The organism is Pseudomonas sp. GT1P32 (genome assembly GCF_054897805.1).
In genome coordinates this window covers 2,762,277-2,784,930 of record NZ_CM142704.1, presented here as the reverse complement: position 1 = coordinate 2,784,930, position 22,654 = coordinate 2,762,277, and the positions used below count along the sequence as shown (strand labels likewise).

12 protein-coding genes and 2 pseudogenes are annotated in these 22,654 nt (G+C 59.4%); 10 read left to right on the top strand and 4 right to left on the bottom strand.

Going from position 1 to position 22,654, the window contains the following annotated elements; translation table 11 throughout:
- The first annotated feature begins 26 nt into the window (after positions 1-26).
- Positions 27-896 carry a carboxylate/amino acid/amine transporter gene (locus ACYZUC_RS12740; RefSeq protein ID WP_223481451.1) on the top strand — a complete coding sequence of 290 codons (870 nt, stop codon included), beginning with the start codon at positions 27-29 and terminating at the stop codon, positions 894-896.
- A 111-nt stretch (positions 897-1,007) separates the two neighbouring features.
- Here the strand turns inward: ACYZUC_RS12740 and ACYZUC_RS12735 are convergent, their stop codons facing one another.
- Positions 1,008-1,895 (bottom strand): LysR family transcriptional regulator, encoded by an 888-nt coding sequence (locus tag ACYZUC_RS12735; RefSeq protein ID WP_008034284.1) that lies wholly within the window; start codon positions 1,893-1,895, stop codon positions 1,008-1,010.
- Between the two features lie 159 nt (positions 1,896-2,054).
- Between ACYZUC_RS12735 and ACYZUC_RS12730 the strand changes: the two genes are divergently transcribed.
- Entirely contained in the window at positions 2,055-2,699 is a 645-nt protein-coding gene (locus ACYZUC_RS12730) for a hydrolase (RefSeq protein ID WP_008040938.1), read from the top strand.
- 115 nt (positions 2,700-2,814) lie between these two features.
- Here the strand turns inward: ACYZUC_RS12730 and ACYZUC_RS12725 are convergent, their stop codons facing one another.
- Positions 2,815-4,113, bottom strand: a complete 1,299-nt coding sequence (locus ACYZUC_RS12725; protein WP_461996077.1) for a mechanosensitive ion channel family protein — start codon at positions 4,111-4,113, stop codon at positions 2,815-2,817.
- A gap of 193 nt (positions 4,114-4,306) precedes the next feature.
- On the opposite strand from ACYZUC_RS12725, the gene ACYZUC_RS12720 reads away from it, so the two are divergent.
- On the top strand, positions 4,307-5,653 hold the full coding sequence (locus ACYZUC_RS12720; RefSeq protein WP_008034278.1) for a DEAD/DEAH box helicase: 1,347 nt from the start codon (positions 4,307-4,309) through the stop codon (positions 5,651-5,653).
- 155 nt (positions 5,654-5,808) lie between these two features.
- On the opposite strand, the gene ACYZUC_RS12715 is transcribed toward ACYZUC_RS12720, so the two are convergent.
- Complete coding sequence (locus ACYZUC_RS12715; RefSeq protein WP_008044013.1) at positions 5,809-7,095, bottom strand: CitMHS family transporter; 1,287 nt, start codon at positions 7,093-7,095, stop codon at positions 5,809-5,811.
- Between the two features lie 270 nt (positions 7,096-7,365).
- Between ACYZUC_RS12715 and ACYZUC_RS12710 the strand changes: the two genes are divergently transcribed.
- The 6 genes from ACYZUC_RS12710 (at position 7,366) to ACYZUC_RS12685 (ending at position 18,708) form a co-directional block, all read left to right on the top strand.
- Entirely contained in the window at positions 7,366-8,307 is a 942-nt protein-coding gene (locus ACYZUC_RS12710) for a hydroxymethylglutaryl-CoA lyase (protein WP_461996074.1), read from the top strand.
- Positions 8,304-9,515, top strand: coding sequence for a CaiB/BaiF CoA transferase family protein (locus ACYZUC_RS12705; protein ID WP_461996073.1), 1,212 nt, complete (start codon positions 8,304-8,306; stop codon positions 9,513-9,515). The genes ACYZUC_RS12710 and ACYZUC_RS12705 overlap by 4 nt, the downstream gene beginning before the upstream one ends.
- 87 nt (positions 9,516-9,602) lie before the next feature.
- Positions 9,603-10,364, top strand: a complete 762-nt coding sequence (locus ACYZUC_RS12700) for an IclR family transcriptional regulator (protein ID WP_461996071.1) — start codon at positions 9,603-9,605, stop codon at positions 10,362-10,364.
- A 356-nt stretch (positions 10,365-10,720) separates the two neighbouring features.
- Positions 10,721-10,867 (top strand): hypothetical protein, encoded by a 147-nt coding sequence (locus ACYZUC_RS12695; RefSeq protein ID WP_461996069.1) that lies wholly within the window; start codon positions 10,721-10,723, stop codon positions 10,865-10,867.
- A 24-nt stretch (positions 10,868-10,891) separates the two neighbouring features.
- Positions 10,892-18,313, top strand: a complete 7,422-nt coding sequence (locus ACYZUC_RS12690) for a two-partner secretion domain-containing protein (RefSeq protein WP_461996067.1) — start codon at positions 10,892-10,894, stop codon at positions 18,311-18,313.
- Positions 18,313-18,708 carry a hypothetical protein gene (locus ACYZUC_RS12685; RefSeq protein ID WP_461996065.1) on the top strand — a complete coding sequence of 132 codons (396 nt, stop codon included), beginning with the start codon at positions 18,313-18,315 and terminating at the stop codon, positions 18,706-18,708. The genes ACYZUC_RS12690 and ACYZUC_RS12685 overlap by 1 nt, the downstream gene beginning before the upstream one ends.
- A gap of 137 nt (positions 18,709-18,845) precedes the next feature.
- Here ACYZUC_RS12685 and ACYZUC_RS12680 read toward each other — a convergent pair.
- Positions 18,846-19,064 (bottom strand): annotated as a pseudogene (locus tag ACYZUC_RS12680) (IS4 family transposase); the annotation flags it as partial.
- Positions 19,065-19,739: 675 nt separating this feature from the next.
- On the opposite strand from ACYZUC_RS12680, the pseudogene ACYZUC_RS12675 reads away from it, so the two are divergent.
- A pseudogene (locus ACYZUC_RS12675) lies at positions 19,740-22,025 on the top strand (DUF637 domain-containing protein); the annotation flags it as partial.
- Between the last annotated feature and the right edge of the window lie 629 nt (positions 22,026-22,654).

Sequence of the window (22,654 nt, the reverse complement as noted above, 5' to 3'; positions counted from 1 at the left end):
TCGCCGCCATTCAAAACGAGGCGAGCATGGGCTATCTACTTTTTGTCACGCTGATCCAGGCGTTTTCCTTCAGTCTGATCGGCGAATACCTGGCCGGTCATGTCGACAGTTACTTCGCGGTGCTGGTGCGCGTGCTGCTGGCGGGGCTGGTGTTCATACCGTTGACGCGCTGGCGCTCGGTGGAGCCTGCGTTCATGCGCGGCATGCTGCTGATCGGTGCGTTGCAGTTCGGCGTGACTTACGTCTGCCTGTACCTGAGCTTCCGGGTGCTGACGGTGCCGGAAGTGTTGCTGTTCACCATCCTTACGCCGCTGCATGTGACGCTGATCGAAGACGCGCTGAACCGGCGCTTCAATCCATGGGCCCTGGTTGCAGCGCTGGTGGCGGTGCTCGGCGCGGCGGTGATTCGCTACGACCGGATCAACCCGGATTTCTTCATGGGGTTCCTGCTGCTGCAACTGGCCAACTTCACCTACGCCGCCGGGCAGGTGCTTTATAAGCATCTGGTGGCGCGTCATCCAAGCGATCTGCCGCATTACCGGCGCTTCGGTTATTTCTATCTCGGTGCTCTGGCGGTGGCGTTGCCGGCGTTTCTGTTGTTCGGCAAACAGAACTTCCTGCCCGAAGCACCGCTGCAATGGGGCGTGCTGGTGTTCCTCGGCCTGGTCTCGACCGCGCTGGGGTTGTACTGGTGGAACAAGGGCGCGTGCCTGGTGAATGGCGGGACGCTGGCGGTGATGAACAATCTGCATGTGCCGGTGGGGTTGCTGATCAATCTGCTGATCTGGAATCAGCATGAAGAACTGGGGCGGTTGTTCTTTGGCGGATCGGTGATTTTGATGGCGGTGTGGATCAGCCGGTTGGGCATCAGACCCACCGCAATCCGCTCTTCGTAGGAGCGAGCGGTGCGGCGGTCCGACTTGCCCGCGAACGGGGCCTGCCAGGCAACATTGATGTCGGCTGAGGCACCGCCTTCGCGGGCAAGCCTCGCTCCTACAAGGGATGTGTTACTTCTCTGCGAGTTGCGCCACCAGAAACTCGATGAACGTCCGGGTCTTCTGCGGCACCCGGCGTGCCGATGGATAGACCGCGTTAATCGTGATCGCAGGCGCCTGCCATTCACACATCACCGGCACCAATCGGCCAGCCGCCAGCGCATCCTCGACAATGAAATTGGGCAACAGCGCGATGCCCATGCCGGCCTCGGCTGCCTGGGCGAGCAAGTCGCCATTGTTGGCGTGCAGCGGGCCCGTGACGTTGACCCGTTGGGTTTCCTTGCCGTTGCACAGCTGCAAACTCACGCCACTTTGCAAATACCCGTAGTTCAAACATTGATGGGCGCGCAGATCCTGCGGCGTCTGCGGAGTGCCTGCACGTTCGAGATACGCAGGTGAGGCGACCATGATTCGCGGGGCCGGCGCCAGTTGCCGGGCAATCATCGTCGAGTCCGGCATGCTGGCGATGCGGATGGTCACGTCGAAACCACCGCGCACCGGGTCAACCTGCTGATCGCTGAGCACCAGTTGCAGCTCTATGTTCGGGTGTTGTTCATGAAACAGCGGAATCAGCGGCCCCAGTCGGCGCAACCCGAAGGACATCGGCGCATTGACCCGCAGCACCCCGCGTAACTCGCCGATGCCGTTACGGGCACGCTGTTCGGCTTCGTCCAGCGAGGCCAGTACTTCCCGCGCCGCGTCGAAATACTCCGCGCCAGCCTCGGTCAGGTGCAGGCTGCGCGTGGTGCGTTGCAGCAGTTGCACGCCGATGGCTTCCTCCAGCGCCTGAATCTGTTTGCTGACTTTTGATCGCGGCACATCCATTGCCCGTGCAGCGGCGGCAAAGCCGTTCTCGCCGACCGTGACGACGAACGCGCGCATGCATTCGATGCGATCCATGATTGTCCCTATTTTAGAATCAATGATTCTCGATTTTAGGTAATTGTCCCTTTCCTTGCTAGCCCCTAAAGTGACATCCAAGCCGACGACAAAGCTTCTGGAAGCCACGTCGACTAACCCATTACTGATTTGAATTATCGACATCAAAAGGAACGCGCCATGTCTATTCGTGAACTGCTCAACCCAACCAACTCCGCTCTGATCCTGATTGACCACCAGCCGCAAATGGCTTTCGGCGTGCAGTCGATCGACCGTCAGACCCTGAAGAACAACACCGTCGGCCTGGCCAAGGCCGCCAAGATCTTCAACGTGCCGACGATCTACACCTCGGTGGAAACCGAAAGCTTCAGCGGCTTCATCTGGCCGGAGTTGCTGGCTGTTCACCCAGAGCAGAAGCCGATCGAGCGCACCTCGATGAACTCCTGGGAAGACAAGGCGCTGGTTGACGCGGTGAAAGCCACCGGCCGCAAGAAGCTGATCATTGCCGCGCTCTGGACTGAAGTCTGCCTGACCTTCCCGGCGCTGGAAGCCCTGGCTGAAGGCTACGAGGTGTACATCGTGACCGACGCGTCTGGCGGCACCACCAAAGAAGCCCACGATATGTCGGTGCAGCGGATGATTCAGGCAGGCGCGGTGCCGGTCACCTGGCAACAAGTGCTGCTGGAATACCAGCGTGACTGGGCACACAAAGACACTTACGAGGCGGTGATGGAACTGGTGCTGGAACACAGCGGCGCGTATGGCATGGGTGTGGATTACGCCTACACCATGGTGCACAAGGCGCCGCAGCGTCAGGTCAAGTAACCCCGTTACCCTTGTAGGAGCGAGGCTTGCCCGCGAAGGCGGTGTGTCTGTCGACATTAATGTTGCCTGACACTCCGCCTTCGCGGGCAAGCCACGCTCCTACAAGGGGCGGTGTTTACATGATGTGTTTTTCGGGTTCGGGGATGTGGCTTGCGCCAAGCATGGCCGGGAGCAATCCGGCACGCAGATCCCCGCCACTCGGCTGCTGATAAAGGCTCAAGCCAAACTCCGGCAGCACCGCCAGCAGATAATCGAAAATATCCCCCTGAATCCGCTCGTAATCCGCCCACGCCGTGGTGCGGGTGAAGCAATAGATTTCCAGCGGAATCCCCTGCGCCGTGGTCTGCATCTGCCGCACCATGCAGGTCATGTTCGGCTGGACCTCCGGGTGGCTTTTCAAATACGCCAGCGCATAGGCGCGGAAGGTGCCGATGTTGGTCATTCGCCGACGGTTGGCCGACATTGCCGCGACGTTGCCCTGAGCCTCGTTCCAGGCCTTGAGTTCCGCCTGTTTGCGGCTGATGTAGTCGGTCAGCAGGTGCACCTGGGACAGCTTTTGCTCTTCGTCATCGCGGATGAATCGCACGCCGCTGGCGTCGATGAACAGGCTGCGCTTGATCCGTCGTCCACCGGACTGCTGCATGCCGCGCCAGTTCTTGAACGACTCGGACATCAGGCGCCAGGTCGGAATCGAAACGATGGTCTTGTCGAAGTTCTGCACCTTGACCGTGTGCAGGGTGATGTCCACCACGTCACCATCGGCGCCGACTTGCGGCATCTCGATCCAGTCGCCGACCCGCAGCATGTCGTTGCTGGTCAGCTGCACGCTGGCGACAAACGACAACAGGGTGTCCTTGTAGACCAACAGAATCACCGCCGACATGGCGCCCAGACCCGACAGCAGCAACAGCGGCGAGCGGTCGATCAACGTGGCGACGATGATGATCGCGCCAAATACGTACAAAACCATTTTCGCCAGTTGCACGTAGCCTTTGATCGAGCGGGTGCGGGCGTGTTCGGTGCGGGCATAGATGTCCAGCAACGCATTGAGCAGGGCGCTGATCGCCAGCACCAGGAACAGAATGGTGAAGGACAGTGCGACGTTGCCGAGGAAAATCAGGCTGGTTTTGCTCAACTCCGGCACCAGGTGCAGGCCGAACTGGATCACCAGCGACGGCGTCATCTGCGCCAGGCGATGAAACACTTTGTTCTGGCGAAAGTCGTTGACCCAGTGCAACGCCGGTTGGCGGCCGAGCATTTTGGTCGCGTGCAGGATCAGGTAACGCGCCACTCGTCCGAGGGTCAGCGCCACCACCAGCAACAGAAGCAGCCCGAGGCCGGAATGCAGGAGCGGATGCTGGTCGAGAGCACCCCAGAGGTCTTGGACGTTGAGCCAGAGCTGTTTGATATCCATGGGTAAAACCGTTTCTTCTATAGGGCGCGTCGGAGCGATTAGAGCATTTAAGACGCTTTGCATGACGTTTAAGGACAAAAGAGGCAACAAAAAAGCCACTGTTTACGGTCGATTGCATAAAGAAACTCGGCCTTCGCGCTCGAAACCGTTACCCTATGCAGCTGTTTTTTTGTATTTCTTCGAGGTAGCACCCGTGTTTTCCCAATTCGCCCTGCACGAACGCCTGCTCAAAGCCGTGGCCGAGCTTAAATTTGTCGAGCCAACGCCTGTGCAAGCAGCGGCTATTCCGCTGGCGCTCCAAGGGCGTGACCTGCGGGTGACAGCGCAAACCGGTAGCGGCAAAACCGCTGCTTTCGTTTTGCCGATCCTCAACCGTCTGATCGGCCCGGCGAAAATCCGCGTCAGCATCAAGACCCTGATCCTGCTGCCGACTCGCGAACTGGCCCAGCAGACCATCAAGGAAGTCGAGCGCTTCGCGCAATTCACCTTCATCAAGTCCGGCCTGATCACCGGCGGTGAAGACTTCAAGGTCCAGGCCGCCATGCTGCGCAAGGTGCCGGACATCCTGATCGGTACGCCGGGCCGGATGATCGAGCAACTGAACGCCGGCAACCTCGACCTGAAAGAAGTCGAAGTGCTGGTGCTCGACGAAGCCGACCGCATGCTCGACATGGGCTTTGCCGAAGACGTGCAGCGTCTGGTGGACGAGTGCACCAATCGCCAGCAGACCATGCTGTTCTCCGCCACCACTGGCGGTTCGGGCCTGCGCGAGATGGTTGCCAAGGTTCTGAACAACCCGGAACACCTGCAGCTGAACAACGTCAGCGATCTGAATGCGACCACTCGTCAGCAGATCATCACCGCTGACCACAACCAGCACAAAGAGCAGATCGTGAACTGGCTGCTGGCCAACGAGACCTATCAGAAGGCCATCGTGTTCACCAACACCCGGGCCATGGCCGACCGTATCTACGGTCGCCTGGTGGCGCAGGAATACAAAGCGTTCGTCCTGCACGGTGACAAGGACCAGAAAGACCGCAAGCTGGCGATCGATCGCCTGAAGCAAGGCGGCGTGAAAATCCTCGTGGCCACCGACGTTGCCGCTCGCGGCCTGGACGTTGACGGCCTCGACCTGGTGATCAACTTCGACATGCCGCGCAGCGGCGACGAATACGTTCACCGCATTGGTCGCACCGGTCGTGCCGGCAACGATGGCCTGGCCATCTCGCTGATCTGCCATGGCGACTGGAACCTGATGTCGAGCATCGAGCGCTACCTCAAGCAGAGCTTCGAGCGCCGCACCATCAAGGAAGTCAAAGGCACCTACGGCGGACCGAAAAAGGTCAAGGCCTCGGGCAAAGCGGTTGGCGTGAAGAAGAAAAAGGTCGACGCCAAGGGCGAGAAGAAGAAAACCGGCGCCAAGGCACCGACCAAGCGCAAAATCGCCAACCGCCCGAAGACCGACGCCCTGTCGCTGGTCAGCAAGGACGGCATGGCCCCGCTCAAGCGCCGCAAGCCGGAAGCCCCGGCTGCTGAATAAAGCGCCGTAGCGATCCCATAAAAAAACCGGACCCAGGTCCGGTTTTTTTTCGCCCGCAAATTGCAACGCGATCCCCTGTAGGAGCCGGCTTGCTGGCGATTCTCCCTGACACACCGCGTTGAGGCGATCGCCAGCAAGCCGGCTCCTACAGTTGATTACCGGATGACGGAAATCGACCCCAACGCCAGCGCCGCCAACAACATCACCCCCACCGTGCCGATCGTCCATTTCAACGTCATGCGCTGGTTATCGCCATAGTCCAGATCAAGCAACCCACACAGCAGATACGTGGACGCCACCAGCGGACTGAGCAAATGCACCGGTTGGCCGATCAACCCGGCGATCGCCATTTCCTTGCCGCTGATGCCGTAGTGGCTGGCGGTTTCGGCGAGGATCGGCAGCACGCCAAAGTAAAACGCGTCATTGGTCAGCACGTAAGTGAACGGCATGCTGATGAACGCGGTGATGATCGACATCGAACTGCCGGCCCATTGCGGGATGACGTGAATCAGGCTTTCGGAAATGGCCTTGGTCATGCCGGTGCCGCCCATGATGCCGACGAAAATCCCTGCCGCGAAGATCAGTAAGGTCACCGCCATGACGTTATCGGCATGACGCGCGATCACCGCTTTCTGCTCTTTCAGGTTGGGGAAATTCACCACCAGGCCAATGCCGAACGCGAGCATGAACAACACCGCTGGCGGCATCACCGCGAGCATCATCATCGCGATCAGGGCGATGGTCAGCGCGGCATTGAACAGAAAACGCCAGTCGTTCAAGCGAAATTCGGTGAAGTGCTCCAGCCCTTCATTGGCGTCGAGTTGCACCACGCCCAAGCGGCGTCGTTCCAGCCGTCCGAGGTACAGCGCCACAAAAATCACCCACACCAGCCCGATGGCCATCAATGGCAGCATCGCCACGAACAGCTCGGTAATGTCGACTTTCATGGCACTGGCCGCCCGGGAAAACGGCCCGGCCCACGGCAGAATGTTCATCACGCCAATGGCCAGCAACAGCACCGTGGCCATGACTTGCAGGCGCACGCCGGTGCGGCGATACAACGGTAGCAGCGCCGCGCAGGTGATGATGTAAGTGGTGGCGCCATCGCCGTCGAGACCGACGCAAATCCCGAGAATCGCCGTGCCCAGTACGATTTTCTGCGGATCGCCTTTCACCGCTTTGAGGATCAGTTTGACCAGCGGGTTGAACAATCCGGCGTCGGTCATCATGCAAAAATACAGGATCGCAAAGGTCAGCATCACCCCGGTCGGGGCCAGCATTTTCAGGCCATCGAACATCATCGGCCCCAGCGTCGTGGTGTAGCCGGCCAGGCAGGCAAAGGCGACCGGGACCAGCAACAGCGCAACCAGCGGCGACAGGCGTTTGCTCATGACCAGGTACATGAAGCACGTGATCATCGAATAGCTGAGTAGGGTCAGCATGATTTCCCTCGTTTTTTATAGGTTTTGTCCGGGTATGACGGCGGGCGAAAGCAACGCTTTGTCATTGATAGTGTTCTGTTAGACAGAACATCATTCCTTTTGGTGGAACAACTTTCCGATCAAATTTTTACGCTGTCAAGTTTTTGTCCATTCGTTGACAAGCCACCGGAACCCGGCAGATACTAAAAATAGAACAATATTCTGTCAGGTAGAACGCAGATCGAAGTGCTCTGAAACACGGGCTTTCGTGGCGTCTCAGGAGGGCTGGTGATGGGTCATTCGAACGAAATCGATATTCTGGTCAGCGAAGTCGGGCCCCGTGACGGGTTGCAAAGCGTCGCGGCGACCATGCCGACCGAACTGAAACTGAAATGGATCGCCGCGTTGGCGAGCGCCGGGCTACGAGAGATCGAAGTGGGCTCCTTCGTCTCGCCGAAACTGCTGCCGCAGATGGCCGATACCGCTGCAGTGGTGGCTTTTGCGCGGACCTTGCCCAACCTGTTCGTGACCGCGCTGGTGCCCAACCTCAAGGGCGCCGAAGCGGCCTTCAAGGCGGGCGTGCAGAAAATCACGATGCCGATTTCGGTGAGCGAACCCCATTCCCTGGCCAACATCCGCAAGACCCATGTCGAGGTTTATCAGGAGGTGCGCAACGTCGTTGCCTTGCGCAACGAGCAGTACCCGCACGTCGAAATCGAGGCCGGTTTGTCGACGGTGTTTGGTTGCACGATCCAGGGCGAAGTGCCAGACGACGACACCGTGCGCATGGCCCTGATCATGGCCGAGCTGGGCGTCAACGAAGTGGGGCTGGCCGACACCGTCGGTTACGCCAACCCGACACAAGTGCGGCGCTTGTTCACCCGGCTGCGCCAGGAATTGCCGGGCATTGCCGGCAGTGCCCATTTCCACAACACCCGCGGCCAGGGCCTGGCCAATGTGCTCGCGGCGCTGGACGTCGGCGTGACCACCATCGACGCGTCTCAGGGCGGCATCGGCGGGTGCCCTTATGCGCCCGGCGCGTCCGGCAACATCGTCACCGAAGACCTGGTGTACCTGCTCGAATCCATGGGCCTGCGCACCGGCATCGACATCGATCGGCTGGTGCAGGCCCGCGAATGGTTGCGCCAGGGCCTGCCGGGTGAAGCGCTGTACGGCTTCATCCCGGACGCCGGGGTCGGCAAGAATTTTCACTATGCACAGAAGGCACTATGAATATGAGCCCCAGCCAACAACAAAAGCCTCTGCCGCTGGCCGGCATTCGGGTCATCGAGTTTGTCCACATGGTCATGGGACCGACCTGCGGCCTGGTGCTGGCTGACCTCGGGGCCGAGGTGATCAAGGTCGAACCAGTTCCGGCGGGCGACAACACCCGGCGTTTGATGGGCTCCGGTGCGGGGTACTGGACCACCTACAACCGCAACAAGAAAAGCTTCGCCGTCGACCTGAAATCCGCCGAAGGCATTGCTGCGGTCAAAAAGCTGATTGCCACCGCCGATGTGGTCACCGAGAACTTTCGCCCCGGCACCATGGAAAAACTCGGCCTGGGTTATGCCGACGTGAAAGCCATCAAGCCGGACATTATTTACAGCTCCATGAAAGGTTTCCTGCCCGGCCCTTACGAACATCGTACGGCGCTGGACGAAGTGGTGCAGATGATGACGGGGTTGGCCTACATGACCGGCCCGGTCGGCCAGCCTTTGCGCGCCGGGGCGTCGGTCAACGACGTCATGGGCGGGATGTTCAGCGCGATTTCGATTCTGGCGGCGCTGTTGCAGCGTAACCAAGGCGCTCAGGGGCAGTTCGTGCAGACCGGCCTGTTCGAGAATTCGGCGTTCCTGGTGGCCCAGCACATGATGCAAAACGTGGTCACCGGCACACCGGCGGCGCCGATGCCCAGTCGGGTTTCGGCGTGGGCGATTTACGACGTGTTCAGTTGCGCTGGTGAAGAGCAGGTCTTCCTCGGCGTGGTCAGCGACAGTCAGTGGAAAAGCTTTTGTGAGGTGTTCGGTTTCGATGCCTTCGGCAGTGATCCGCAGTTGGCCGGCAACAACCAGCGAGTCGCCGCGCGCAAGGTGATCCTGCCGCAAGTCCGCGAATGCCTGGCGGGCATGAGCAAGGAACAGGTGATGGCGCTGTGTGAAAAGGCCGGTCTGCCGTTTTCACCGATTCAGCGACCTCAGGACCTGTTCGACGACAAACACCTGAACGAGTCGGGTGGCATGGCTGAGGTGACGTTGCCTGACGGTCAATCGGTCAAGGTGCCGATGCTGCCGTTTGAAATGGACGGCCAGCGCTTTGGTACGCGCTTGAATGTGCCTGAGTTGGGCAGCCACAGCGATGAGTTGCTGGCGGAGTTGGGTTACTCGGATCGCGATATCAGCGCACTGCATCGCGCTGGCGTGATCAAGTCCGAGGGGTGAAGGGTGGTCGCCCGTTCGCTCAACGGTTAAGGTAGCCGCTGCGCAGCCCGGTGCTGGCGCCGTCCTGAAGTTTTGTCACGAGCGAACATGAGCAAACAAACCCCATCGGAAGACGAACCTTCCACGCCCGCTGCCGAAGGCGGCGTGGCGGCCGTGGATCGCGCCTTTGCGATCCTCGCGGCGTTCGACGTCGGCAGCAACAGCCTGCCACTGGCGGAAATCGCCCGGCGCACCGGCCTGTATAAAAGTACCATCCTGCGTTTAATGAGTTCACTGGAACGCGCCGGTTTCATCCGCCGCCTCGGCGATGGCCAGTACGCCGTCGGCCCCGAACCGCTGCGGTTGGCGCAGGTCTACCAGACCTCATTCCGCCTGCGGGACGTGATCTACCCGCTGCTGGAATCCTTGTCCGAGGCGAGCGGCGAAACCTCCTCTTTTTACGTACGGGAAAACGACAGCCGCGTGGTGTTGTTTCGCGTCGAGCCGAAGCGCGCAGTCAGGGTTTCCCTGCATGAAGGTGCCCGATTCCCACTGAATGCCGGCGCGTCGGGCAAAGTCCTGCGAGCCTTCGGCGCGCTGTCCGACCCGACCCTTGGTGCGATTCGCGAGCAATTCTGGGCGAGCTCCTTTGGTGAACGGGATCCGGAGACAGCTTCGGTGTCGGTGCCTGTATTCAATGCCGCGTATGAATTGACCGGTGCGTTGACCTTGTCCGGCCCGGCGGAGCGATTCAGCCAGGAGAAAGTTGCCACGGCGTGCGGCTTGTTGCTCGACGCAGCGGCCAGGGCGACCGTCGCGTTAGGCGGCGACAATCGCGAATTGCTCAAGGCGGCTGAGCGCATCACTTAAGCATTGCACAAACCCCTGTAGGAGCCGGCTTGCTGGCGATCCTTGGCGACTCGGTGTATCTGGTCAACCGAATCGCCAGCAAGCTGGCTCCTACAAGGTAAGTTTTCGGCTTTTTCATCCGCTGTTTCCAACTCCCTCATTCGCTGATCGATCAACTGGTACTTGTCCGGCAGATCCGCGCTGGCCGTGCCCTCCTCAGGTGTGAAAGTTCCGCCATTACCGCATCGGGTTCCGTTATCTCGTGAACTCAATATTTGACGCCAGAATAGTGGCCCTCTAATATCGCGCCACTATTTTGCTATCACTCTTCGTTTCGAGGGATCGAACCTGTGTTCATCCGCCCTCGTGGTGAGGTAGTGCCTGGCTTTTCTGCGCCTTTCTCCACTGCATTTTTCGCTCATGCCGCTCCCGCTCCGGGTGAAACCGACCTCATCCGTGAACGCCCGGACACCCTGGCCGAGCGTGAAGCGCCGAACTGTTTCCGCGTGGATTTCTTCTTCTGATTTCGCTGCATCGAGACCTTCCACATGGACGTTCGCCAATACGCTTTCCTCGCTCGCCAGTCTTCTGCCGTGGTGAAAACCCGCGAGCACTTCTGGGGCCTGCCCAAGCGAGGGGTGGCGTTCCTGCTGGCCAACGTCATGTTCTGGCAGCCGCTGTGGGCGCAGGCCGATGGCATTGTGGTCGCCAATCCGGGCACCGCGCTGGACCATGCCGGCAACGGCGTGCAAATCGTCAACATCGCCACGCCCAATGGCAGCGGTCTGTCGCATAACCAGTTCCATGATTACAACGTCAGCGCCCAGGGGCTGATTCTCAACAACGGCTCGGCGCAGACTTCGCTCACGCAACTGGGCGGCATCATCATCGGTAACCCGAACCTGAAAAACAGCGGTTCGGCGCAGACGATCCTCAACGAAGTCATCGGCGGCAGCCCCAGCCAGTTGCGCGGTTACACCGAAGTGGCGGGGCAGTCGGCACACGTCATCGTCGCCAACCCCTATGGCGTCACCTGCAACGGCTGCGGTTTCATCAACACCCCGCGCGTGACCTTGACCACCGGCAAACCGGTGCTTGATGGCGCGGGTCGCGTCGATCACTTCCAGGTCGATCAAGGCAGCATTGCCATCGAAGGTGCCGGGCTCAACGCGAGCAACATCGATCAGTTCGACCTCATCACCCGCTCGGCGACGATCAACGCCAACCTCTACGCAAAAAAACTCAACGTCATTACCGGGCGCAACAACGTTGATGCCACCAGCCTGTCGGTCAAGGCACTGGCGGCGGACGGTTCCACAGCGCCAACGTTGGCAATCGACAGCAGCGCGCTCGGCGGCATGTACGCCGGTGCGATCAAACTGGTGGGCACCGAGCAGGGCGTGGGCGTCAAGCTCAGCGGGGAGATGGCGACCAGTGCCGGTGATCTCAACCTCGACGCCAATGGCAAGCTGACACTGGCGACCACCGGCGCCAGCGGCACGCTCACAGTCAAGGCGCAAAGTGTGCAAGCGGATGGCCCGCTGTACGCCGGCGGCAACCTGAACGTCACGGCCAGTGAAGACCTGTTCAATCAGAAGAGCATCGCGGCAGGCGGCAACGTGATGCTGGCCAGTAACGGCCAACTGACCAACCTCGGCATCATCGAAGCCGGGATCAATGCCGACAACACCCACAACCTGACGGGCGACGTGCAGATCGACGCCAAAAACCTGCGCAACGCGGGTCAGGTTATTGCTGCGCACCAGCTCACCGCCAACGTCGAAAAAGATTTCGATAATCGCAAGGGGCTGATGAGCGCGAACGCGGCTGTCACCAAAGTGACGGTCGGCGAACGGCTCGACAACACCGAAGGCACCCTTCAGGCGAAGACTGATCTGGTGGTCAGCGGCGCAACGGTCATCAACCAGAACGGTGCGATGCTCGGCAAGGCGGTCACCGTTACCGCCACCCACCTTGACAACAGTCAGCAGGGCCGCGTCGTGGCGGACAGCGGCGCGCTGACCGTGACGGTGGATCAAGCCGTCAATAACCAGCAGGGACGGCTGCAAGCCACCGACGGTGATGTTGCACTCAAGGCTGGCAGCGTCGACAACCGCGCAGGTGTCGTAGTCGGGAAAAAAGTGGCGGTGACCACCACATCAGGCAATCTGGACAACCGCGCCGGGCAAGTGCTTGGCAACCGTCTGGAGGTCGACGCCAAAACCGCCGTTGATAACCGTGACAGCGGCCAACTGCTCGCGGGCAGCGACGGCTTGAAACTGAAAGCCAAAGGGCTACAGAACCAACAAGGCAACATCACCGCCGGTGGCAGCCACGCTGAACTCGATCTGAGTCAGGGCCGTCTGGACAACCAGTCGGGCACCCTTAGCGCGAGCAGCGTCAGCCTGACCGCGGGTGACGTCGATAACAGTGGCGGCAGCCTTGTCAGCCTGGCAGGCAACCTGCAATTGACGGTGGACCGTCTGGTCAACCAAGGTGGCTTGATCGAAGCCAGCCAGAAGTTGCAGCTCGATGGACAGAGCCTGGACAACAGTGCCGGGGGCCGACTGCTTGCGCACTTTGGTGATTTGAGTCGAATCGCCCTGCAAAACGAACTGGATAACCGTGGCGGACACATCGCCATCGGCAGCGACAACTTCGTCCTGCAGGCCGGCACCTTGCGCAACGGCGCCGGGCAGATCGAACACGCGGCCACCGGTCAGTTCAGCGTGAACTCCGCCAGCCTGTTCAGCGCCCAGGGCCGTTTGGTCGGTCTCGGCAGTGGCGACTGGAACATCACAAACGTCGACGGTATCGGCCTTTGGCATGTCAACGGTGCGCTGGATATCAGCGGCCTGCAAAGCATCGCCCTGCAAGCCGGTGACCGCATTGCCAGCGCCAGCAGCCTGAGCCTGGATGCGGTCAGCCTGAGCAATGCCGGCGAGTTGCTCAGCGACGGCGACCTCACACTCAAGCTGTCCGGCAACCTGACAAACCAAGGGCTGATTTCGACCCAGCAGGCGTTGAAAATCAAAGCGGCCAACGTGACCCAGAACGGCGGCCGAATCGCCAGTGCCAGCAACGGCGAACTGGTCCTGAGCGGCACGCTCGACAACCTCGGCCGGTTGACCTCCAGCGCCAATCTGAGCGTCGTCGCCGACCGCATCGACAACGGCGGCACCCTTGGCGCGCAGCAGCTCCTCACCCTCAGCGCTACCCGAGACATCAACAACCGGGCGGACAGCCTGATCTTCAGCGGCGCCGACATGACCTTGCGCGCCGACAGTCTGCTTAACCGCTACGCCGACTTCTACAGCAAAGGAAAACTCAGCTTCGCGGCCCTGGATGGCAGCAAGGCCAGCCAGTTGATCAACCGCTCCGGCAGCATCGAAAGCGGCAGTGACATCGACATCAAGGTGCGCGAGCTGACCAACGAAAAGGCCGAATTCGAAGCCACCCAAAGCATCGCCAGCCGCCGCATCGTGATCAACTGCACCGATTGCAGCGGCGGTACTCACTCCGGCTATTACATCGTCCGCACCCTTTACGAAGGCAGCATTCTCAAGGACTCCCCGGCGTCGCGACTGCTGGCTAACCAGGACCTGCTGCTAGACGCGGTCACCGTCACCAACGGCCAGAGCCTGCTGGCCGCCAACCGCCACACGACCATCACGGCCAGCAATTTTTATAACCGTGGTTTCACCCTCGACAATCGCGAAGAGAACATCAACTACTTCCTCGGCGGCGTCAGCAAGAGTACCTACCGGGTCACCGAGGCCGCGACCAACGCCTGGAACGCCAGCTACGCCGGGCAGCCCCTCGCCAATCAGGCGCCGATTCCGATCGAGGTGACGAAATACCCGATCGAGAACATCACCAACACCATCATGCCCGGCAACAACACGACCCATGTCGGCACCGTGCAGGCCGGTGGCACGCTGAAACTGAACGTCAGCGGTGAGCTGGTCAACGGCAGCCTCACCAACCAGGGGAACGCCCAGCTCATCGGCGCCACCCTCGACAGCCAGGCCATTGGTGCCGGTGGCCAGCAAATAATCCTCGCCAGCCCGGTGGGCAGCCCGGGCCCGTTGAAGGACGTCAAGCGCATTGAAACCGTCGCTGTCGACGGCAGCGTAAAAGTCAGCTTTGTCCCGGTCGATTTTACCGGCGCAGCCTTCGTCGGCATCGACCCGACTTCGCTCCCGAGTTTCCGCCTGCCTCAAGGCGATTACGGCCTGTTCACCCAGAGCCGCAACCCGGCCAACAAATACCTGATCGAAACCAACCCCTCGCTCGTCGACCTCTCGAAGTTCATGAGCTCGGACTACTTGATCGGCAAGCTGGGCTACGACCCCGACCAGGCCGCGCGCCGACTGGGCGACGGCCGCTACGAAACCCGACTGATTGCCGACGCCGTGCGCGCCCAGACCGGCCAGCGCTTCCTCGCCGATGGCCTGAGCAGCGACTACGAGCAATTCCAGTACCTGATGGACAACGCCATCAGCAGCAAAAACGCCCTGAACCTGAACGTCGGCGTCATGCTGACCTCGCAGCAGGTGGCCGCCCTGACCCACGACATCGTCTGGATGGAAGAACGGGTCGTCAACGGCGAAACCGTGCTGGTGCCGGTGCTGTACCTGGCCAAAGTCGACTCGCGCAATCTGCGCGGCGGCAGCCTGATTCAGGGGCGCAACGTAGAGATGATCACCGGCGGTGATCTGAAAAACGTCGGGACATTGCGCGCCAGTGAAGACCTCAGCGCCTTGAGCGGCGGCAGCATCTTGCAGGGCGGCCTGGCGCAAGCCAACGCCAACCTGACCCTGCTGGCGCAAGACAGCATCCGCAACGCCATGGCCGGGGAAATCCGCGCCGACAAGGTCAACCTCACCAGCCTCAAAGGCGACATCGTCAACGACCGCACCGCCACGACATTCAACATCGGTGCCGGCAGCGCCACGCAGGTCGATGCCGGCAGCAGCATCAGCGCCGGTTCAAAACTGACGATCAACGCGGCGAACAACCTGACCAGCAAAGGCCGGATCAGCAGCGGCGGCGATGCCACGTTGACCGCCGGCAACGACATCAACCTGCTCGCAGTGGAAGACCGCACCGTCACCCGCGACGCCCTGCGTCGCGGCATGCGCACCGAAGAAACCCTCACCCAATTGGGCTCCAGCGTAACCGCCGCGGGAAACCTGACCCTGCACGCCGGCCGCGACCTCAACTCCGTGGCCAGCAAGGCCAGTGCTGGAAAGGACTTGAACGCCAGCGCCGACGGCGACATCAACCTGATCTCGGCCGAGGACGAACACAACCTTGAGAGCCGCTACAAGAAGGGCAACAAAAAGGTTCATGAGATCGATGACCAGACTCGTCAGGTGGCCAGCGAGTTTAGTGCGGGTGGGAATTTGTCCGTCAAGGCCGCAGGGGATGTAACGCTGCGGGCCAGTAACTTGACAGCAGGCAACGAGGCCTACGTTTACGCCGGCAACAACCTCAACGTGCTCGCCGCGGAAAACAGGGATTACACGCTGTATGACATGAAGAAAAAGGGGAGTTGGGGCAGCAAGGCAACTCGCCGCGATGAAGTGACGGATGTGAAAAACATCGGCAGTCAGATTACCAGCGGAGGGAACCTGACGCTGGAGAGCGGTGGGGACCAGTTGTATCAGGTGGCCAAGCTTGAGAGTGGTAAGGACATTACGCTGGACAGTGGTGGGAGCATCACGTTTGAGGCGGTGAAGGATCTGCATGACGAAAGTCATATAAAGAGCAGCAACAACCTCGCATGGACGAGCGCCAAGGGTAAGGGCAATACCGACGAAACATTGCGCCAAAGCCAACTGGTAGCTCAGGGGCGGTTGGTGATCAAAGCGGTCGAAGGCCTGAAAATCGACATCAAACAGGTCGATCAACAATCGGTAAGTCAGACCATCGATGCGATGGTTAAGGCCGATCCGCAACTTGCATGGCTTAAAGAGGCCGAGAAGCGTGGGGATGTGGATTGGCAACTGATCAAGGAGACACACGAGTCCTTTAAATACAGTAACTCCAGCCTGGGCCAGGGCGCGATGCTGGCGATCATTATTATTGTGACGGTATTGACGGCTGGGGCGGCGAGCACCGCAGTGGCATCTGCCAGTACCGCGATGGGAGCTTCCGCCGGTGGCACCATGGCGGCGGCTTCGGCAGCCACCGCAGCCACCGCCACCGCTGCTGCCACATCGGCTACGGCTGCCGGACTGGGCAACGTGATTGCGACCGGCGTGCTGACTTCCATGGCTAGCACCGCAGCGGTCAGCACGATTAACAACAAAGGCAATCTTGGAGCAGCCGTCAAAGACGTCTTCTCATCTGAAAATCTCAAAGGCTACGTTCTGGCGGGTGCAACCGCGGGTATCGCCTCGCAATTTGGCTTCGTCCCTACCGAATTGTCGTTTGATTCGGCGGGAGTAAAGGCAGTAGCAATCAAAATTGCAGCCGACACGGCGGCCAGAACAGCCATTATGGGCGGTAGCTTGGCAGACAATCTGCTCGAAGCGACATTGAGTACTGGGATTGCCATTGGTGGTGCACTTGCGGCCAACAAAATCGGCGATGTAACCCTGTTCGAAAATGGAAAATTGACGAAAGTAGCAATGCACGCGGCGCTCGGCGGGTTGATGGCGGAAGCGATGGGCGGGGACTTTCGGACCGGGGCACTGGCGGCGGGGGCAAACGAAGCCGTTGTTGAGTTCCTTGCCGATAAGTTGCTACCGGTAGGGGTAGACAGAGACAGCCCTGAATATCTACAAGGTGTGAGTAAGTTGCTGGCGGCCTCTCAACTGATCGGCGTGTTGTCCGCGGCTATTACGGGAGGCGATGCGTCTGCCGCTGCGGCGGTGACGGCGAACGCTACGCAGTACAACAATCTCGATCATCCTTCCGCAGAGCGATTGCTAAAAGAGCTTCAGGGGTGCCGCGCGACTAAGGGTTGTAGCGCAGCAAACATCCGCGAAATCGTCGGACAGTACGAAAAACTGTCGACCCAGCGCTCGATGGCTATGAACGCCTGCGGAAACAGGGCGTGTGTGGAGGATATTCAGAAAAGCGCGGTCTCGCTGGACACCCCCGTTGCCAAGGACTTGATGGATTTCCTGCGGCGTAACATTTCGTACGATATGCCAGGGCTGCTTACCGGCAATCCAGGGTTGATTGCAGTCCCGTCGGAGGGGGTTGATCCGTGGGGAGCAATGTTTACTTCGGATAAGCAGATGGCTTTCGCGAAGTACGTCAAGGAAGGCTGGTTGACACCTGATGAAAGGGCCGGTATCGATCAATGGGTCAAGGACACCAGTTGGCTTGATCAACAGGCCGGGCGGCAGTTGTCTCTGCAGGATCGAGCGAACATGATGACCGGGCTGACATCTGCGGCTGCGATGGCGCTCATTGGTCGAAATCCGGCGGGTGCGGGCGCTGCTGGTGGTGCAAAAGAAATTGGAACGATTGGAGGTCAAGCAGCTTCTACACTTTCGAAGAACTTTGGCGAGTCAGTTCTCGGTCATAACACCCAGATTGGCGTGCGAAATAGTAAGGCGGGGACGATTTCTGGTGCTCACAACCACGATGCCTTCCTAGAGTCGGTTGAAATAACTGGTGCGAAAATCTCCAACAAAATCACGGATGTCCGTTATCCTGGCCTTGTTGAGTATAGCTATCAGTTGCCTAGAACCAATACTAAGGGCGAGTTGATGGGGGGGTATAAGCCTACATCCACGAAAACGACTTACGATCCAAAGGTTCTGCCGGATAGCAAGGTGGCTGATATGTCTAGTCGAGCGGCAATCCAAGCTGAGTCTTTGTTTAAAGCCAATCCGGCGTTGAGAGAAGCTAGTATTAAAGTTGATGGCTATCACTTCCAAGTGACACGTAATAGCAAGACTGGAGAAATAACAAACTCCTTTATCACTATGCCGCCGAGGACAAACTGATGGCTAGATTGGCTTGGCTTGAGAGCCTCAAGGAGTCATTTACTGCAACTGGCCTGGATTATGAAGACCTTTACGAATTGATAGAGGCTTCTATAGCGAGAGGGAGGACTAATTTCCCAGCGTTTATCTATGACGCATCGCGGGGGGTTGGCTTCTCTGTGAGTGAAGGATTTTTTTACTCTCTTGATCAGGACTGGGACGATCCAGAAGATTTCAGTGAGGTCAGTTTCTTTTTGGGCGAAGTGGAAACTTCAAGTATCCCAGTGCCTGATTACGTTTCCCTGATGAAAATTGCAGCTGATGTTTACTCTGCTTTCTTTCCTGATGATGGGGATGGTGTTCTAAGGTCTGCTGAAAGATTAGAAGAGCGTTACTCAAAGAAGTCCCCAGTCTAGTTGGGGACGTTTATTCAAGGGATAACGGGGACAGACCCTGAGGAATCCCCGATTTTTCTTACGACAAATCAAGAAGTTAGGGGGGTAACGGGGGCAGACCCTGAGAGATCCCCACAAATCTACCCCAACGCCCGCACCTATTGATGTACCTCGGTTCGCAACGCGTGCTCAAGCCTCTCCAAGGTTTTTCGAGAGTTTGAGCCGCATCCGCTACCCCAGTATTCCAAACCCAGCCGCCACAGCGACAACACCCGTCGGCGTTTAAGGCTATTGCTTTGAAAGCGATGTTCATGACCCGCTTCACGGGCCTGCAACCCCGTTAAACAAATGATGTAGTTAGCCAAAGCCGAGATAACGGGGGCAGATCACATTTTCTGAGGCGGATATATCGGGGGTAGTCCAAATTTTTATTAATAAAGTTGAGGTCTATCTCTTTTTATCCCTTCCTGAGTGACGTCAGCAAGAGTGCCTACCGGGTCACCGAGGCCGCGACCAACGCCTGGAACGCCAGCTACGCCGGGCAGCCACTCGCCAATCAGGCGCCGATTCCGATCGAGGTGACGAAATACCCGATCGAGAACATCACCAACACCATCCTGCCCGGCAACAACACGACCCATGTCGGCACCGTGCAGGCCGGTGGCACGCTGAAACTGAACGTCAGTGGTGAGCTGGTCAACGGCAGCCTCACCAACCAGGGGAACGCCCAGCTCATCGGCGCCAGCCTCGACAGCCAGGCCTTTGGCGCCGGTGGCCAGCAAATAATCCTGGCCAGCCCGGTGGGCAGCCCGGGCCCGTTGAAGGACGTCAAACGCATTGAAACCGTCGCTGTCGACGGCAGCGTAAAAGTCAGCTTTGTCCCGGTCGATTTTACCGGCGCAGCCTTCGTCGGCATCGACCCGACCTCGCTCCCGAGTTTCCGCCTGCCTCAAGGCGATTACGGCCTGTTCACCCAGAGCCGCAACCCGGCCAACAAATACCTGATCGAAACCAACCCCTCGCTCGTCGACCTCTCGAAGTTCATGAGCTCGGACTACTTGATCGGCAAGCTGGGCTACGACCCCGACCAGGCCGCGCGCCGACTGGGCGACGGCCGCTACGAAACCCGACTGATTGCCGACGCCGTGCGCGCCCAGACCGGCCAGCGCTTCCTCGCCGATGGCCTGAGCAGCGACTACGAACAATTCCAGTACCTGATGGACAACGCCATCAGCAGCAAGAACGCCCTGAACCTGAGTGTCGGCGTCATGCTGACCTCGCAGCAGGTGGCCGCCCTGACCCACGACATCGTCTGGATGGAAGAACGGGTCATCAACGGCGAAACCGTGCTGGTGCCGGTGCTGTACCTGGCCAAAGTCGACTCGCGAAATCTGCGCGGCGGCAGCCTGATTCAGGGGCGCAACGTAGAGATGATCACCGGCGGTGATCTGAAAAACGTCGGGACATTGCGCGCCAGTGAAGACCTCAGCGCCTTGAGCGGCGGCAGCATCTTGCAGGGCGGCCTGGCGCAGGCCAACGCCAACCTGACCCTGCTGGCGCAAGACAGCATCCGCAACGCCATGGCCGGGGAAATCCGCGCCGACAAGGTCAGCCTCACCAGCCTCAAAGGCGACATCACCAACGACCGCACCGCCACAACCTTCAACATCGGCGCCGGCAGCGCCACGCAGGTCGATGCCGGCGGCAGCATCAGCGCCGGTTCAAAACTGACCATCAACGCCGCGAACAACCTGACCAACAAAGGCCGGGTCAGCAGCGGCGGCGATGCCACGTTGACCGCCGGCAACGACATCAACCTGCTCGCAGTGGAAGACCGCACCGTCACCCGCGACGCCCTGCGTCGCGGCATGCGCACCGAAGAAACCCTCACCCAGTTGGGCTCCAGCGTAACCGCCGCGGGCAACCTGACCCTGCACGCCGGCCGCGACCTCAACTCCGTCGCCAGCAAGGCCAGTGCCGGAAAGGACCTGAACGCCAGCGCCGACGGCGACATCAACCTGATCTCGGCCGAGGACGAACACAACCTTGAGAGCCGCTACAAGAAGGGCAACAAAAAGGTTCATGAGATCGATGACCAGACTCGTCAGGTCGCCAGCGAGTTTAGTGCGGGTGGGAATCTGTCCGTCAAGGCCGCAGGGGATGTAACGCTGCTGGCGAGTAACCTGACAGCAGGCAACGAGGCCTACGTTTACGCCGGTAACAACCTCAATGTGCTCGCCGCTGAGAACAAGGATTACACGCTGTATGACATGAAGGCCAAAGGTGCGTTTGGGGCGAAGAAAACCAAGCGTGACGAAGTGACGGATGTGAAAAATGTCGGCAGTCACATCACCAGCGGAGGGAACCTGACGCTGGAGAGTGGCGGGGATCAGTTGTATCAGGTGGCCAAGCTTGAGAGTGGTAAGGATATTACGCTGGACAGTGGTGGGAGCATCACTTTTGAGGCGGTGAAAGACCTTCATGATGAAAGCCACACCAAGAGTGATAACGACGCTTTCTGGAACTCATCCAAAGGCAAGGGCAATACCGACGAGACATTGCGCCAGACCCAGATGATTGCCAAAGGCAACATCGTGATCAAAGCCGTCGACGGTCTGAAGATCGACATCAAACAAGTGGATCGCCAAACCGTCAGTCAGACCATTGATGCGATGGTCCAGGCTGATCCGCAATTGGCTTGGCTGAAGCAGGCGGAGGCACGGGGGGATGTTGACTGGAGGCAGGTCAAGGAAATCTATGAGTCGTTCAAGTACAACAACTCGGGGCTAGGTCCCGCGTCGCAGTTGATCATTGCCATTGCCTTGGCGGCCGTGATGGGGCCGATGATGGCTAGCATGAACGCGATGTTGCAGGCTGGAGCGATAAGCGTAGCGACCAAGGCCACGGTCAGTACCATTGATAACCGAGGCAACCTCGGCGCGGTGCTCAAGGACGTCACTTCCAAGGACAGCCTGAAAGGGTATGCAGTCTCGGTGGCGACGGCAGGCGTTACGCAGGGGCTCAAATACAACCCCAAGGCGGTTGGCCTCAATACCGAGAGCCTGAAGGTGGTCGCTTTGAAAGTGACCGCGGATGCTGCCATCAAAACTGCCGTCTATGGCGGTAGCTTCAAGGACAATCTCGCAACTTCGTTGCTCAGCACAGCGGCGAGCGTTGGCGGGGCCTACGGCGCTGGAAAAATTGGTGATCTGGTACCCGTAGACGGTAGCCTGGAGAAAATTCTCCTTCACTCGGCCTTGGGCGGGTTGATGGCAGAGGCCATGGGGGGCGACTTCCGCACGGGCGCGATAGCAGGTGGTGCCAACGAAGCTCTGATCGGCTTGCTTGGGGATAAGCTGCTGCCTTCGAATCTCAAGCCTGGCACGCCCGAATACATCCAGGCGGAAGCAAATCTGGTCGCGCTATCGAAGATCGTCGGCGTACTGGGGGCTGCGGCCTCCAATGGGGATCTCAACGTTGCTGCGGAAGTGGCTGAAAATGGCACCCGGTACAACTTCCTTGGTAATCACTCTCAAGCAGAGCGAGACAGAGCTCTCAAGGAGTACGAGGAAACCAAGAGCCTGGATGCGGCCAAAAAGATAATGGCGCTGCAGGGGGCAGATCAACGCAGTGATGGGTTGTTAGCGCGCTTTCACGCCGATCCTGCGTCCCTGTCTATGTCAGAAAAAAACGAGTTAGTGGCATACCTGCAGGTGTACGGCTATGAGCAGAGCCTCAAATACGGAGAAGAGTCCGCCAAGGCCAGCATCGCCAACTTGTTGGAAAACGGCCCAGTTCCTTATCGGGATTACCCGTTTGCGGGCGGTACTCTGCAGGAGCGAATTGCCTACGCCGATGGTTTGAGGGCTCAGGACGGTGTGTCAGTCGGCAACATCTTTTGGTCCAGGGACCAGAGCGCCAGCGAAATGTTGTATCGCGATGCTCAAGGCTACCTGCGCATCAATCG

Bases quoted from the DNA above. Each gene is read 5' to 3' on its own strand.
- ACYZUC_RS12740 (WP_223481451.1), top strand. From the start codon at position 27: ATGGGCTATCTACTTTTTGTCACGCTGATCCAGGCGTTTTCCTTCAGT.
- ACYZUC_RS12735 (WP_008034284.1), bottom strand. From the start codon at position 1,895: ATGGATCGCATCGAATGCATGCGCGCGTTCGTCGTCACGGTCGGCGAG.
- ACYZUC_RS12730 (WP_008040938.1), top strand. From the start codon at position 2,055: ATGTCTATTCGTGAACTGCTCAACCCAACCAACTCCGCTCTGATCCTG.
- ACYZUC_RS12725 (WP_461996077.1), bottom strand. From the start codon at position 4,113: ATGGATATCAAACAGCTCTGGCTCAACGTCCAAGACCTCTGGGGTGCT.
- ACYZUC_RS12715 (WP_008044013.1), bottom strand. From the start codon at position 7,095: ATGCTGACCCTACTCAGCTATTCGATGATCACGTGCTTCATGTACCTG.
- ACYZUC_RS12710 (WP_461996074.1), top strand. From the start codon at position 7,366: ATGGGTCATTCGAACGAAATCGATATTCTGGTCAGCGAAGTCGGGCCC.
- ACYZUC_RS12705 (WP_461996073.1), top strand. From the start codon at position 8,304: ATGAATATGAGCCCCAGCCAACAACAAAAGCCTCTGCCGCTGGCCGGC.
- ACYZUC_RS12700 (WP_461996071.1), top strand. From the start codon at position 9,603: ATGAGCAAACAAACCCCATCGGAAGACGAACCTTCCACGCCCGCTGCC.
- ACYZUC_RS12690 (WP_461996067.1), top strand. From the start codon at position 10,892: ATGGACGTTCGCCAATACGCTTTCCTCGCTCGCCAGTCTTCTGCCGTG.
- ACYZUC_RS12685 (WP_461996065.1), top strand. From the start codon at position 18,313: ATGGCTAGATTGGCTTGGCTTGAGAGCCTCAAGGAGTCATTTACTGCA.